This window comes from Glaciimonas immobilis (genome assembly GCF_011947285.1).
In the GTDB taxonomy this organism is placed as follows: domain Bacteria; phylum Pseudomonadota; class Gammaproteobacteria; order Burkholderiales; family Burkholderiaceae_D; genus Glaciimonas; species Glaciimonas immobilis.
The window spans coordinates 345,907-360,039 of sequence record NZ_JAAOZT010000012.1; the positions used below are offsets into that span (position 1 = coordinate 345,907).

The 14,133-nt window shown below is 49.9% G+C and carries 13 protein-coding genes and 2 pseudogenes; 8 read left to right on the forward strand and 7 right to left on the reverse strand.

Annotated elements, in window-relative coordinates; all coding sequences use genetic code 11:
* Positions 1–98: 98 nt before the first annotated feature.
* The gene (locus HAV38_RS18635) at positions 99–974 is read right to left on the reverse strand and encodes an ion transporter (protein WP_168056876.1); all 876 of its coding nucleotides are present in this window, start codon (positions 972–974) and stop codon (positions 99–101) included.
* A 368-nt stretch (positions 975–1,342) separates the two neighbouring features.
* On the opposite strand from HAV38_RS18635, the gene HAV38_RS18640 reads away from it, so the two are divergent.
* Positions 1,343–2,026: an MFS transporter gene (locus tag HAV38_RS18640; protein WP_168056877.1), complete on the forward strand. Its 684-nt coding sequence runs from the start codon at positions 1,343–1,345 to the stop codon at positions 2,024–2,026.
* Between the two features lie 121 nt (positions 2,027–2,147).
* Here the strand turns inward: HAV38_RS18640 and ilvC are convergent, their stop codons facing one another.
* The 3 genes from ilvC to HAV38_RS18655 form a co-directional block, all read right to left on the reverse strand.
* Positions 2,148–3,164 carry a ketol-acid reductoisomerase gene (ilvC, locus tag HAV38_RS18645; protein ID WP_168056878.1) on the reverse strand — a complete coding sequence of 339 codons (1,017 nt, stop codon included), beginning with the start codon at positions 3,162–3,164 and terminating at the stop codon, positions 2,148–2,150.
* A 159-nt stretch (positions 3,165–3,323) separates the two neighbouring features.
* Positions 3,324–3,815 (reverse strand): acetolactate synthase small subunit, encoded by a 492-nt coding sequence (ilvN, locus tag HAV38_RS18650; RefSeq protein WP_168056879.1) that lies wholly within the window; start codon positions 3,813–3,815, stop codon positions 3,324–3,326.
* Positions 3,815–5,542, reverse strand: a complete 1,728-nt coding sequence (locus HAV38_RS18655) for an acetolactate synthase 3 catalytic subunit (RefSeq protein WP_168056880.1) — start codon at positions 5,540–5,542, stop codon at positions 3,815–3,817. Before HAV38_RS18655 ends, ilvN begins: the two co-directional genes overlap by 1 nt.
* 792 nt (positions 5,543–6,334) lie before the next feature.
* On the opposite strand from HAV38_RS18655, the gene HAV38_RS18660 reads away from it, so the two are divergent.
* The 4 genes from HAV38_RS18660 to HAV38_RS18675 all read left to right on the forward strand — a co-directional run bounded on the left by HAV38_RS18660 (position 6,335) and on the right by HAV38_RS18675 (position 8,820).
* The gene (locus tag HAV38_RS18660; protein ID WP_168056881.1) at positions 6,335–6,904 is read left to right on the forward strand and encodes an RNA polymerase sigma factor; all 570 of its coding nucleotides are present in this window, start codon (positions 6,335–6,337) and stop codon (positions 6,902–6,904) included.
* Positions 6,901–7,305 carry a DUF3619 family protein gene (locus HAV38_RS18665; protein ID WP_168056882.1) on the forward strand — a complete coding sequence of 135 codons (405 nt, stop codon included), beginning with the start codon at positions 6,901–6,903 and terminating at the stop codon, positions 7,303–7,305. Before HAV38_RS18660 ends, HAV38_RS18665 begins: the two co-directional genes overlap by 4 nt.
* Before the next feature lie 2 nt (positions 7,306–7,307).
* Positions 7,308–8,165: a DUF3106 domain-containing protein gene (locus tag HAV38_RS18670; RefSeq protein WP_168056883.1), complete on the forward strand. Its 858-nt coding sequence runs from the start codon at positions 7,308–7,310 to the stop codon at positions 8,163–8,165.
* A gap of 100 nt (positions 8,166–8,265) precedes the next feature.
* Complete coding sequence (locus HAV38_RS18675; RefSeq protein WP_260326502.1) at positions 8,266–8,820, forward strand: RDD family protein; 555 nt, start codon at positions 8,266–8,268, stop codon at positions 8,818–8,820.
* Positions 8,821–8,933: 113 nt separating this feature from the next.
* On the opposite strand, the pseudogene HAV38_RS18680 reads toward HAV38_RS18675, so the two are convergent.
* A pseudogene (locus HAV38_RS18680) lies at positions 8,934–9,749 on the reverse strand (ferritin-like domain-containing protein).
* A gap of 355 nt (positions 9,750–10,104) precedes the next feature.
* Between HAV38_RS18680 and HAV38_RS18685 the strand changes: the two are divergent.
* The 3 genes from HAV38_RS18685 (at position 10,105) to HAV38_RS18695 (ending at position 11,866) form a co-directional block, all read left to right on the forward strand.
* Complete coding sequence (locus HAV38_RS18685; RefSeq protein ID WP_168056884.1) at positions 10,105–10,629, forward strand: gamma carbonic anhydrase family protein; 525 nt, start codon at positions 10,105–10,107, stop codon at positions 10,627–10,629.
* 6 nt (positions 10,630–10,635) lie between these two features.
* The gene (gene hslO / locus HAV38_RS18690; RefSeq protein ID WP_168056885.1) at positions 10,636–11,598 is read left to right on the forward strand and encodes an Hsp33 family molecular chaperone HslO; all 963 of its coding nucleotides are present in this window, start codon (positions 10,636–10,638) and stop codon (positions 11,596–11,598) included.
* Positions 11,599–11,668: 70 nt separating this feature from the next.
* Entirely contained in the window at positions 11,669–11,866 is a 198-nt protein-coding gene (locus HAV38_RS18695; RefSeq protein WP_168056886.1) for a hypothetical protein, read from the forward strand.
* A 266-nt stretch (positions 11,867–12,132) separates the two neighbouring features.
* Here the strand turns inward: HAV38_RS18695 and ftsB are convergent.
* Positions 12,133–12,406: pseudogene (gene ftsB / locus HAV38_RS21980) on the reverse strand (cell division protein FtsB); the annotation flags it as partial.
* Between the two features lie 231 nt (positions 12,407–12,637).
* The gene (eno, locus tag HAV38_RS18705) at positions 12,638–13,921 is read right to left on the reverse strand and encodes a phosphopyruvate hydratase (protein WP_168056888.1); all 1,284 of its coding nucleotides are present in this window, start codon (positions 13,919–13,921) and stop codon (positions 12,638–12,640) included.
* Between the last annotated feature and the right edge of the window lie 212 nt (positions 13,922–14,133).

The following is a 14,133-nucleotide window of genomic DNA, read 5'->3' on the forward strand; positions in this document are numbered from 1 at the left end:
TGGCATTTGGACGCGCTCAAGGCGAATTAGTTCTAATTTGTAACTAATTTTCTCTTTCCGCCCTCCAGTTAATCTTGCAAAACAAAAGGACCGGAGAGCTACGTGGCTGCTGAATCGAATTGGTAGGGAGGCAATGCCTCACCACAATGCTTACAGAAAAGCGACTCAGCTTCATGCCCCTCGGTCAGACAATTTATGCAAGTTCGAGTAGTCGGCTTGTGCCGCATCATACTCATCGCCAGCTCCACCCCGACAATCCCGGTGGGTAAAGCGATAATGCCGTAACCGAGCAGCATCGCCATCGACGTGACCAGTTGTCCCATAGGGGTCTTGGGATGTATATCTCCGTAACCGGTAGTCGTCAGCGTCACGATGGCCCAGTACATGCCGACCGGAATGCTGGTGAATCCATGCTCCGGTCCTTCGATAACATACATGATCGTACCCAAAATCACACTCATGATCAGGACAGCGCCGAGAAATACAAATATCTTGTGCCGACTGTTACGCAACGCCTGCAACAAAATCTGTGACTCATCGAAATACCGCGGTAATTTTAAAACGCGAAACACGCGCAGCATGCGGAGTAATCGGACGTCAATCAAAAAGTGGAATTCGGGTAACAAGATGGCGATATAGGTCGGCAATATCGACAGCAGATCAATCACGCCAAACAAACTGGTGGCATACCGGAGCGGTCGCTTCACACAAAGTAACCGGACGATGTATTCGATTGTGAACAGAATGGTAAATAACCATTCCAGGCCATTCAATATCAAGTAATCACGGGCGCGAATCGCGCCAATACTATCCACAATGACAGTCGCAACACTGAGAACGATGACCAGCAACAAGGCAGTATCAAAGCGCCTTCCGGCGACAGTATCGGCTTCAAAAATAATCGTGTAGAGGCGCGCTCTCCAGCATTGATCTGGCTTGCCAAAATATGTTTTTTGTAACGCTGTGTTTTTCATGCTATCTAAAAGAGTAATTTCTTGATAAGAGATGAATCGATATTTGTAATGTGATACCGGACTCTATAGCAAAATGCCCGGCTAAAGCGCCATTCCTAGTTTGGGGTCGCCTCAGAAAATGGAATTTTAAGCACGTTAAGGCTTTGGTTGCATCCCCGCACGCTCTTGGAAAGTAACCTTGCCATCGTTGAGGCGAACGTTGAATAGGCTGGCGGCATCGGCGGCATTTTCTTCGCTAGCATTGACCGCTGCACGATTTCTTGCTGCTGCGGAGGTGTGGGCTTGGGGTGGTCGATTCGGCCTTCACCGCGAGCGGCTAACAAGCTTCTACTGGTGGTCTCGCTTCCTTTTACGAGGCAAGACCATAATTGGTCCGGCTTCCAGTTGTATGTGCTGGGGTATGGATCGAATTTTCCCGATCGAAAAGGTTAAGCCCCTGCTCGGATACTGCGGCGCATAGCGCGTGGATCGATATCCTCCGCACACGTCGCTTTCTCTTGCCTATGCTTGTGAGCGCTTCCTTCCAAATCGTTTTCAGCCCGATCAGCGCACGTCTGCCGTTCCTGCTATCTAACGAATTAAAACTGTCACCTACTTTTACCGGTCTCTATCTTTCTATTGCCAGTGCGGCTATGGCAAGCGGGCTATTTCTCAGCAGTCGCTTGATTTCCAGTGGGTCTAGCCAGAAAACCTTATGGCTTGGATGGACAACGATGTGCACCGGCTTGGTTTGTATGTTGCTCCAACAACTTTTCGGCGTTGCCTGTATTGTTGCTGGTGTCATATTCGTACAATCTGCGCTTGGCTTCATTATCGTACCCTGTACTGGAGATACGTTAAGTTCTTTCCCTTTTCCCAATCGGGGGAAAGCATCTGGCCTGTTCGGCTTTGTTAATGCGATCGTAAGCGGCCTCTCAGTTGCATTTGCTGGCGCCTTCAACATTACCAATGCAGCAGCGGCGATTGCACTTACTGCGACTTCGCTAATTCTGATCGCAGCCCTGTTGATGGCACATCCGAACAAGAAAGGCTGGACATCTCCGCCGCCATAAAATTCCATTCAAGCAATGTAAAAAAAGCTGCGCATAGTGCGCAGCTTTTCGGTTTCACGCTGTGATCGCTTGCAAGCGATTACAGCAATGATGCCTGACTTTCCAATAACTAAATACGGTCTTAGTTCTTAGATTGGTCGACCATTGCGTTCTGCTTGATCCATGGCATCATGCCACGCAGTTTTTCACCCACAACTTCAATTTGGTGTTCTGCGTTCAAACGACGACGGGAGATCAGGGTTGGTGCGCCAGCCTTGTTTTCCAGGATGAAGCTTTTTGCGTATTCGCCGGTTTGGATGTCTTTCAGAATCGCGCGCATTGCATTTTTGGTTTCTGCGTTGACGATCCGCGGGCCCGACACATATTCGCCGTATTCCGCGTTGTTCGAGATCGAGTAGTTCATGTTGGCGATACCGCCTTCATAGATCAGGTCGACGATCAGTTTCAACTCGTGCAGACATTCGAAATACGCCATTTCCGGTGCATAACCGGCTTCCACCAACGTTTCAAAACCGGCCTTGATCAGTTCAACGGCACCACCGCACAACACCGCTTGTTCGCCGAACAAGTCGGTTTCAGTTTCTTCGCGGAAGTTGGTTTCGATGATACCGGCACGGCCGCCACCGTTGGCAGTCGCGTACGACAATGCGACGTCACGGGCATTGCCGGATTTGTCTTGATAGATCGCGATCAGGTGAGGCACGCCGCCGCCTTGCGTGTAGGTTGCGCGCACAGTGTGGCCGGGTGCTTTTGGGGCGATCATGATGACATCCAGATCGGCACGCGGCGTGACTTGACCGTAATGGACATTGAAGCCGTGGGCAAATGCCAGCGTCGCGCCTTGCTTGGCAAATGGTGCAACATTTTCTGCGTAGACCTGGGCGATGTTTTCATCGGGCAGCAAAATCATGATGATGTCGGCAGCTTTAACAGCGTCGTTGACTTCTGCGACTTTCAGGCCAGCGTTGACTGCTTTGTCCCACGATGCGCCACCCTTGCGCAGACCGACCGTGACCTTAACGCCAGAGTCGTTCAGATTTTGCGCGTGCGCATGGCCTTGGGAGCCGTAACCGATGATCGTGACATTTTTACCTTTGATGAGCGAAAGGTCAGCGTCTTTGTCGTAAAAAACTTTCATTTTTATTCCTATTTATAATTTAATTAACAGAGAACCGTTCGGAGAGCCAAATCAGTTCGAATAATAATTCCGTTAGCCTTCAGTTAGCCTACTTGCAGCGGAAGCGTGGTCTTTTACCTTGCTTATCACAACTGCGTTTCAGCCGACCCAAGCTGGTAGTTACACTTTCAGGATACGTTCACCGCGCCCGATGCCAGAAGCACCGGTGCGTACAGTTTCCAGAATCGAAGCCCGGTCGATCGAGTCTATAAAAGCATCCAGTTTGGTTTTGGCGCCTGTCAGTTCGATAGTGTAAGTCTTGTCGGTGACATCGATAATCCGCCCACGGAAGATATCCGCAGTGCGCTTCATCTCTTCGCGCTCCTTACCGACTGCACGTACCTTGATGAGCATTAGTTCACGCTCAATATGGGCACCTTCAGTCAGATCGACTACCTTGACGACTTCAATCAGACGATTCAGATGTTTAGTAATTTGTTCAATTACCTCATCCGAACCTCTTGTCACGATGGTCATCCGTGACAAGGTCGCATCTTCGGTCGGTGCGACCGTCAATGTTTCGATGTTATAGCCACGTGCAGAGAACAGACCGACTACGCGTGAAAGCGCACCGGCTTCGTTTTCTAACAGTACAGAAATAATGTGTTGCATTACAGATCCTCCGAGCCGAGTAGCATTTCAGTCAAGCCCTTACCCGACTTCACCATCGGCCAGACGTTTTCGGTTTGATCAGTAATAAAGTTCATGAATACCAGGCGATCTTTCATGGCGAAGGCTTCTTTTAAAGCGCCGTCAACGTCTGCCGGGTTTTCAATTTTCATGCCCACATGACCGTATGATTCAACCAGTTTGGTGAAGTCCGGCAACGAGTCCATGTACGACTCGGAGTAACGCGAGCCGTAATCGATTTGCTGCCATTGACGCACCATGCCAAGGAAACGGTTGTTAAGTAAAATAATTTTTGGCGTTAAATGGTATTGTTTGCAGGTGGCCAGTTCCTGAATACACATCTGGATTGATCCTTCACCCGTAATACAGGCGACGGTCGAACCAGGATTAGCCATTTGCACGCCCATCGCGTATGGCAAGCCAACGCCCATCGTCCCCAGACCGCCGGAATTGATCCAGCGCCGCGGTTTGTCGAAACGATAATATTGCGCTGCCCACATTTGATGCTGTCCGACATCGGAGGTGATGAAGGCATCGCCGTCCGTAATCTGCCAGACTTTTTCTACTACCGATTGTGGCTTGATGAATTCTGAGGAAGTCTCATATTTAAGGCAATCGCGTGAGCGCCATTCTTGAATTTGCTTCCACCAGGCGGCCAGACCCAGGGCGTTCGGCTTGGTATCAGCGGCGTCGAGTTGCGAGAGCAATTCTTGGAGAACGTCTTTAACATTGCCGACGATAGGAATATCGACTTTGACACGTTTTGAGATTGACGATGGATCGATATCGATATGAATAATTTTGCGCTGATTACTCGCAAAATGCTTGGGATTACCGATCACGCGATCATCGAAACGCGCACCAATCGCAATCAGCACATCGCAATTCTGCATTGCCATGTTGGCTTCATAAGTACCGTGCATACCCGGCATACCGACATATTTGTCGCTGGATGCTTTATAGCCGCCCAATCCCATCAAGGTATTGGTACAAGGGAACCCCAGACGATCAACGAGTCGATTCAACTCCGGCGATGCATGCGCCAGAATTACCCCGCCGCCGGTATAGATCATCGGACGTTCAGCGGCGAGCAATAATTGCAACGCCTTGCGAATCTGTCCAGAGTGACCTTTATCAACCGGCTTGTATGAACGCATCTCAACTTCTTTTGGATACGAAAAGACGTGGCGGTGCATGGTTATATCTTTAGGGATATCAATCAGCACTGGGCCGGGGCGACCCGTGGTAGCGATATAAAATGCTTTTTTTACTGTTTCGGCCAGATCCTTGACATCTTTTACAAGGAAATTGTGCTTAACGCAAGGGCGCGTGATACCGACGGTATCGCACTCCTGAAACGCGTCTTCACCAATCGCATAGGATGGAACCTGACCCGAAATCACGATCATCGGAATCGAGTCCATATATGCGGTTGCCAGACCCGTGACTGCGTTGGTGACACCTGGACCGGACGTAACCAGAGCGACGCCGACTTTATTCGAGCTACGCGAATAGGCATCTGCCGCGTGAATCGCAGCCTGCTCGTGACGTACTAATATATGTTGAAATTTATCTTGCTGGTAAATGGCGTCATATATATACAACACCGAACCGCCGGGATAACCGAAAACGTGTTCGACTCCCTCTTCCGCCAGGCAACGGACTAAAATTTCTGCACCTGTGATGGGTAACTCTGTATCGTGATTCATGCTTCTATGTCCTTTCAAGGTCCATGGGAAATTGATCGGATGCTCTCTCCTGACGATAACGGCGGCTTGCACCACGGATTTTGGCATTCCTTTTTTGTGCATTCACGGCATGTCGTTGCGTACCCGTTGGTACGTTCCAAAATGACGTTTCGTGCGACTCGTTCAGCCAATTACCGGGAAGCGACACATCCATTCTCTCGCGCTTGTGGCACGGGTTAGAGCAAACAGCTTTCAAATATGAAGCGCGTCTTATCGCTCATCAGCATCTTGCGCTGCGTGCGAAAAGACCATGGGTACACTTCAGGATGATGAAGTGGAGTGCTACCATAATGCGTACTTTCAATTTGGTCAAGCCGTTTTCATCGATTTTGGTTGAAAAATGCGCCGAAACAAACAAAATTTTGTTTAAATGCCCCATGAGGGCTGTATTTTTGATAGCATTCGATCAGCTTGAAAACCCCACTTTACAATTCAACCTGAGGCGTGTCCGGTAAATAGGGTTACGCAACAGGGTTAAGCAAATACCCGACTTTCGCAAAATTGTCCCATTCAGGCGGGCTGAAGCGCGCTGTACGCTAAGCACAACGCCGCCGGTCGAATTTTGCGTAAGTTGTAGAATATTCAAAAAATTAGTCTTCGGCATTGATGCTACGCGAACTAACCTTTGCGACTTATCAGTATCCGTAAAATTGATTTGTCCGCAACTGGTTTGCACGCACTATGTAACAAAATTCTGAACAACTTTCAATGGCTGGCAGCGAATGACACTTAGTGTTACGCGCGCCACAATGCATGGCAACCGACAAAGAACTTTCAGATTTTCTCGAAAACGTAGAGCGACGCGCGTTTAAGCAGGCAGTTTACGCTGTTCGCAAGGATGAATCCGCATTGGACATCGTTCAGGACGCGATGATCAAACTTGCCGAAAAATACGGTGATAAACCCTCAGCAGAACTGCCGATGCTGTTTCAACGCATCTTGCAGAACACCATCCTCGACTATTTTCGCCGAGAAAAAGTGCGCAATACCTGGGTTAGTTTATTCTCCAGCATCGGTCACGATAAGGCCAGCGACGAAGATTATGATGTGCTTGAAACGTACGAGTCGGAAGACGGCTCACAAGCAGCAGAATCCAGTTCGTCGCAATTAGAACGCGAACAAATCCTCGAAATTATCGATCTAGAGGTGCAAAAGCTGCCTGGGCGTCAACGAGAAGCCTTCCTGATGCGTTATTGGGAGGACATGGATGTCGCCGAGACTGCCGCCGCAATGGGTTGCTCTGAAGGCAGTGTAAAAACACATTGCTCTCGTGCTACACACACCCTTGCGCAAGCGCTGAGGGTCAAAGGAATAAGTTTATGAGTAGCAGAGAAATTAATTTCGCGTACAAAGTACGCCACGCCCTTAACGAGCGCATTGACAATATGCCGACAGAAACAGTTGACCGGCTGGCTGCCGCACGTCAGATCGCATTGTCGCGCAAGAAAAAGGATGCGCCATTACGCATACTGGCACGGCAAAACGTTGTTGCAGGAACAGCCAACAACCTTTTTCAGAATCCATTTTCATGGCTGACACGGTTGAGCGTTGCGGCACCTATATTGGCTGGAATCGTATTATTTTTTGGTTTGTATCAGTATGAGCAACAACATCGTATTACCGAAATTGCGGCCCTTGACGCCGCCGTATTAGCAGATGAAGTCCCGCCATCCGCTTATCTTGACCGTGGCTTTGATACCTATCTTGCTAAGCATGAAGAATAAGAATGACCCTAATAACAACCTTAAAAAACATTGACCAGCACCCGGCTTCCGGTCACACCTCCGCACCCAGAGGAGCTTTTTTTAAGCGTATTTTTAAATCCCGTGCGGCCCTTGCTGCGCTGGTAACGGTAGCGGCGATGGTCATTGGATCAGTGTCAGTGCTAGTGCGCACTTCGCACGCTGCCGGCACCCCCGGCACCGGTATCACTGCCGCTAGCGCTCCTAACGCCACCAATGGCGCTAATGCCGCTAGTGCCGCTAGTGCCGATGCGACTGCCAAAACCGGTGAGCTGGCGATCAAGCGCACCCCTGCGGCACTTCCCAAAGTCATTAAAGAAAGCGATAGCAAAACAGAATGGGAGAATCTAACCGTAGCACAAAAGCAAACGTTGGCACCGTTAGAGGCTGGCTGGAATAATCAAAAACTGTCCACCAGAAAAAAATGGATCGAGATCAGCAAGCGCTTTGGCAGCTTGAGTCCCGCCGAGCAATCTCGCGTTCAGGATCGGATGCATGACTGGGTGACTCTGACGCCCGCGCAACGCCGTGAGGTGCGAGAGAATTATGCCAGGACCAGAAGGCTCGATACCGAGCAAAGGGCTAAGCGCTGGGCGGAATACCAACATTTGCCCGAGGCAGAAAAGCAGAAGCTGGCGGCAGAAGCAGCTGCAGCGAATAACCGCAAGCGCGTAACCTCTCAGGTGCTGTCAATCCCGACCAAACCAATTTTGGTCAAACCAATCCAACTTACACCAAAGCCAGCAGCACCTGTGCCATCAGCCACGGCGCCAGTGCCGGCCTTGCCGGCAGCACCCGCTCCGCCGTCGGCTCCCACACCTCCGCTTGATTCAGGTTATTAAAAGAACGGGGTCTCGGCACGCATATGCTGCTAAGACATAAACGCTGACGTATAGTGGATAATGCGGGTTTTGGTAACCAACCCTGTAAAGAAAATGCATCTTGAATTCGTCTAAATCAGCTGTCACGCCTGTTCCCACTTCCGCTCTCACGCCATCGCTAAAGCGGCGCTTCGGCAGCATGCTGTATGAGGCGATGCTGCTATTTGGCATTCTATTCATCGCGGGCCTGATCTTCTCCACGTTACTGCAGCAACGTAACGCCATGTACCTGCGACATGCGCAGCAAGTATGGCTGTTCGTCGTGATGACAGCCTATTTTGTCTGGTGCTGGAGCCACGGAGGTCAGACGCTCGCGATGAAAACCTGGCGACTTCGGTTGATCAATAAAGATGGCAGCGCAATAAGAACGAAAAATGCAGTGGTACGCTATTTACTTGCGTGGTTTTGGTTTCTGCCGGGTCTGGCTCTGGCTTGGGCTCTAGGCGCACAAGCCTGGATGCTGGCGATCATTCCGGCGCTAAACGTCATTTTGTGGGCGCTCACCGCCTATCTTGATCCTGAGCGTCAGTTTTTACACGACCGACTGGCAGGCACAAAACTGGTAGACATGGCAGAGATTGAGAAACCGGAAGGAAAAAGGCGCTGGTACCATTGATTTTGCAGCGCTTTTGAGTGGCTGCCTTTGCGTCTGTGCGTTGCCTGTTTTCTCTGGGTTGCTCTACGTTAGGACGTTACTAGTTCGATATTAAAGCGCTGCTTATGTGTTATTTATGTGTTATTTATGCCTTGCAGCACCAGCAATTCCTCTTCTGAAAATCCCGCGGCACGACGCGCCGGCAGATTAAATGGACCACGTAGCACCGGCGCGCTGTATTTCACCACAAGCATGGCAAAAGTAGCGATCGGCACCAATCCACGGTCGTCGCAAATCCAGTTATACCAATGGTTTCCAATCGCTACATGACCGACCTCCTCCCGCAAAATAATATCGAGAATGCCGGCAGCGGCCATATCTCCGGCTTGCGCAATTTTTGCGCGCACGGCAGGCGTGGCATCTAATCCCCGCGCTTCAAGAGTGCGCGGTACCAATGCCATCCGCGCTAACACGTCGTCCTTGGTTTTATCCGCCATTTCCCACATGCTGTCGTGGGCAGCAAAGTCGCCATAGGCGTATCCCAAATTTTGTAAGTGGCGCGACAACATATCAAAATGCTGGGCCTCCTAAGTGGCTACGCTCAGCCAGTCGGTGTAATACTGCTCAGGCATGTCCGCAAACCGGCAAATTGCGTCAAGTGCCAGATTGATTGCGTTAAATTCGATGTGCGCAAGTGCATGAATAAGCGCAGCGCGACCTTCTTCGGTGCGCATTGACCGGTGCTTTAATGTCTTGGGCAAGACCAACTCAGGCCGTAATGGACGTCCCGGAATAGCAGTCGCGTCCAGTGCGTTCATCAGTGGCACAGCAGGATTGACCACAAGCATGCCACCTTTAAAGGCGGAAGCGATTTTAGCAACCCTTAACACTTTGGCGGCAGGATCACGTTCCAACAGCGCGTGCAACGCCGCGGCCCGCGTCTCCCACATTTCCTCAGTCGTTACCTTATTGACCTTCTCAGGAACAAGCTCAGCTACCCCCTCATGTTTGGCGACAATAAAATCAGGATTAGGCGAACTCTTCATGCAGGCAGCAGTAAAATAGTAAACTTGGGTTAAATGGTTCTACTGTGTCACGTAGAATCTGGCTTCGGGGTGCATTCTAATACGGCGGCGTCGCATTATCATAAAAACTAGGTTTAAAATGGGCTGGATTACCGTCAGCATGCAGCGTAACGCGAACCGGGAGCAAGAACAGGTAGATAACTTAAGTAGAAAATAACTAAAAATTTGGTTATCAGTTGTACAACCAGCTATAGACTAAACCCACATATTACGGAGTATTATGAGTATCTACCAACTTGGGGAACATACTCCCCAGATCGACCCTTCAGCCTATATCACAGAAAGCGCGACGATTATCGGAAAGGTCAATATTCAAGCCGACGCTAGCGTATGGTTTGGTGCTACCCTTCGCGGCGATAACGACCTGATAACGATTGGTCGCGGCAGCAATGTTCAGGAAAACTCTGTTTTGCATACTGATAATGGTTTTCCGCTGACAATTGGCGAAAACGTCACCGTCGGTCATCAAGTCATGTTACACGGATGTACCATCGGCGATGGGTCCTTGATTGGCATTCAAGCCGTGGTATTAAATGGCGCCCGGATTGGCAAAAACAGTCTGGTTGGCGCTGGCGCCCTAGTTACTGAAGGTAAAGAATTTCCTGACAATGCATTGATCATCGGCTCCCCTGCTAAAGTTGCAAGGATATTAAGCGAGGAAGAAATTTTAAAAATCGCGCGCGGCGGGCAACATTACGCCAAACGCGGGCAAGAATACAAAACGCAACTTAAGAAAATCGGCTAAACAATAATGACCGAAAAAGATATAAAGGACGTGATGGAAATCAACAGCGACAATCTCCAGAAATTCATGATCGAAAACGCTTCGGTACGCGGCGAACTAGTCGAGCTTTCTGATACATGGAAACAGGTTTTGGCACTCCGCGAGTATCCACCCGCAGTCGTTACTTTGCTCGGTGAAATGATGGCGGCTGCCGCTCTTCTGAGTGCCAATCTGAAGTTCAATGGTGTGATTGTGATGCAAATCCACGGCGATGGTCCAATCCGGCTGCTCGTCGTTGAATGCGATGGAAAGTTGCAAATGCGCGCCACCGCTAAACTAGTGCCCGACGCAGTGGTTGAAGACACTGCCACGCTGGCTGAACTGCTCAACGTGAATGGTCACGGTCGCTTTGCGATCACGCTTGATCCCCAGGATAAAATGCCGGGACAACAACCCTATCAGGGCATCGTGCCGCTTGATGGTGACAACGTGGCAGAGGTTATCGAAAACTACATGTTGCGCTCCGAGCAACTTGATACCAAATTGTGGCTTGCTGCTGACGGCAACATATCACGTGGCCTGTTACTGCAAAAGTTACCGAACCACGGCGGCGTTGGTATCACTGAGGAAGACCCACTCGAAAGCTGGAACAGGGTCGCCATGTTAGGCGCTACATTACGCCCTGCCGAAATGTTGTCGACCGATATTCAAACACTGCTGCGCCGCTTGTTTTGGGAAGAAACGGTACGCGTTTTTGAGCCGCAACATCCGCGCTTTGTCTGTAATTGCTCGCGCGAGAAAGTCGGAAATATGCTGCAAATGCTGGGGCAAAAAGAGGTGGACGAAGCGATTGAAGAATTAGGCAAGGTGTCGGTTGACTGTGACTTCTGTGGTCAAAATTATGCGTTCGATCAAGTTGACTGTGCACACCTTTTCACGACAAGCGCACGGGCAGAAACATTGTTGGGCACCGGCGATATTAAGCATTGACTATAAGTAGGCGCTGTAGGCCTGAACTGGGCCTGACTGTAGACACAGTCGGCTAATATTAATATAGGCAATGACTAAAAGCACAGCATCGAAAATGCGGGTGAAGATCGACGCAGACCAAATGCTGTTCAGTCCGACCCCGCTAGGTAGTATAAAAATGATCAGCTTAATCGATGGTCGATGGTCGATGGTCAATGGTCAATGGTCAATGGTCAATGGTCAATGGTCAATGGTCAATGGTCAATGGTCAATGGTCAATGGTCAATGATTAATAATCCATGATCAATGATCATTGATCAACAAGGGGCCGCGCTATACGGTCCCATATCAAATGTCAATCGCGCACTTCTGGGTAAGCAGTACGGGTCGGTTTAGCCCTTGCCTCTTTGATATTAAGTTTGGCAGGCTTACCATTCTTAAGCACGACCGAAGAAGATTTCTCTTTTGGCTCGATTAGTGGATTGCTCGGAATGGCCGCACCGACCTTATCGGACAACTGCTGCGCTTCTCGTAGCGTAGACAAGTTTTCAGTATTATTGGGATTCAAAATCTGCACAAAAATTTCGTCTTGCTTAATCATGCCCAACTCAGTACGTGCGCGCTCTTCCACCGCCCCCGTACCTTCTTTAAGATCATGCACTTCAGAACCCAGCTTAGCATTACGGGCTTTAAGGTCGTCGATCTTTTCATGCGCAAGCACAACCTGCTGCCCCATGTCTGCAACCAGCAGCCAGCCACCTTTTCCAAGCCATAGAGGATACTGGATCAAAACCAGCAATATCGTCAGACAAATAGCGATAAGACGCATCAACAATCCATATTCAATTACTGCAAATTCGGTCAGCGATCGCAATAACGCGCTGACAGGTTTTGCACGAAGAACCTTCCACGATCCTACTCCGCAGACGTGATTTGGTGCTTGTGGCGCTCAAAACCTACGTGGTCACGCGACCCTTTTGGTTTCTCCCGCCATTTATGACCATCTGACGCCCGCTCGTTGCAGACCGCAAACCGATCCTAATCAGTATTTGTAATACATTTACTTCAAATTATAAAAAGCCGAGCGGCCCGGATAACTGGCGATGTCTCCCAAATCTTCTTCGATGCGCAACAGCTGGTTGTACTTGGCCATCCGATCAGAGCGCGACATAGAGCCGGTCTTGATCTGAAGCGCGTTGGTACCAACTGCGATATCCGCTATGGTTGAATCTTCTGTCTCGCCAGAGCGATGGGAAATCACGGCAGTGTAGCCCGCGCGTTTTGCCATCTCAATCGCTGCAAACGTTTCTGTCAACGTACCGATTTGGTTAATCTTGATCAGGATCGAGTTAGCGATGTTTTTCTCGATACCTTCACGCAAGATCTTGGTATTGGTCACGAACAGATCATCGCCGACAAGCTGGATCTTTTTACCAAGGGTCTCAGTCAACAATTTCCAGCCGTCCCAATCGTCTTCGGCCATGCCGTCTTCGATACTGATAATAGGATATTTGTCGCACCACGATGCCAGCAAACCCGTGAACTGAGCACTTGTCAGGCTCATATCTTCACCGGCCAACACGTATTTTCCGTCTCTGTAGAATTCACTTGCAGCGCAATCCAGCGCCAACGCGATTTGTGTGCCGGGTTCATAACCGGCTGCCTCAATTGCCTGGATAATCAGTTTAAGCGCATCTTCATGGCTGGCAACTGATGGCGCAAATCCGCCTTCATCGCCGACCGAAGTTGTCAAACCTTTTTCTTGCAGGATTTTCTTCAGGGCGTGAAATACTTCTGCACCGTAGCGAATTGCCTCGCGGAAACTTGGCGCGCCGACCGGGATAATCATGAACTCCTGAATGTCCAGATTATTGTCCGCGTGCGCACCGCCATTGATAACGTTCATCATCGGCACCGGCATCTGCATCGCTCCGCTACCGCCGAAATAACGATAAAGGGGGAGACCGGCCTCTTCCGCCGCGGCCTTGGCAACTGCCATTGAAACCGCTAACATAGCGTTGGCACCTAAACGACCCTTGTTTTCAGTGCCATCAAGATCGATCAATGTACGATCAAGGAACGCTTGCTCATTGGCGTCTAAACCCATGATCGCTTCAGAAATCTCGGTATTAATATGTTCGCAGGCTGTCAAAACACCTTTACCACCGTAACGTTTTTTGTCACCGTCACGCAATTCAATTGCCTCGCGCGAACCGGTTGAAGCACCGGATGGGACGGATGCGCGACCCATCACGCCGGATTCCAGCAGGACATCGCATTCGACAGTCGGGTTGCCGCGTGAATCAATAATTTCGCGGCCAATGATGTCAACAATTGCACTCATGTATTTCTCTCTTCGTAGGATGACGTCTTCATTAATGCTCGACCTGAGGTCTTGATTAATGTCTCGATGAATGTCTCGATAAATGGCTACAGGGCGCTCGGGTGAAGTAGCACGATCGATCAGCGCTTTCAGTCACTCATCACTTTACCGATTTCCCGAGTCGTCGCGTAGCCGATAATGTAGCCCCACGTAACATGCGCGCTATGATTACT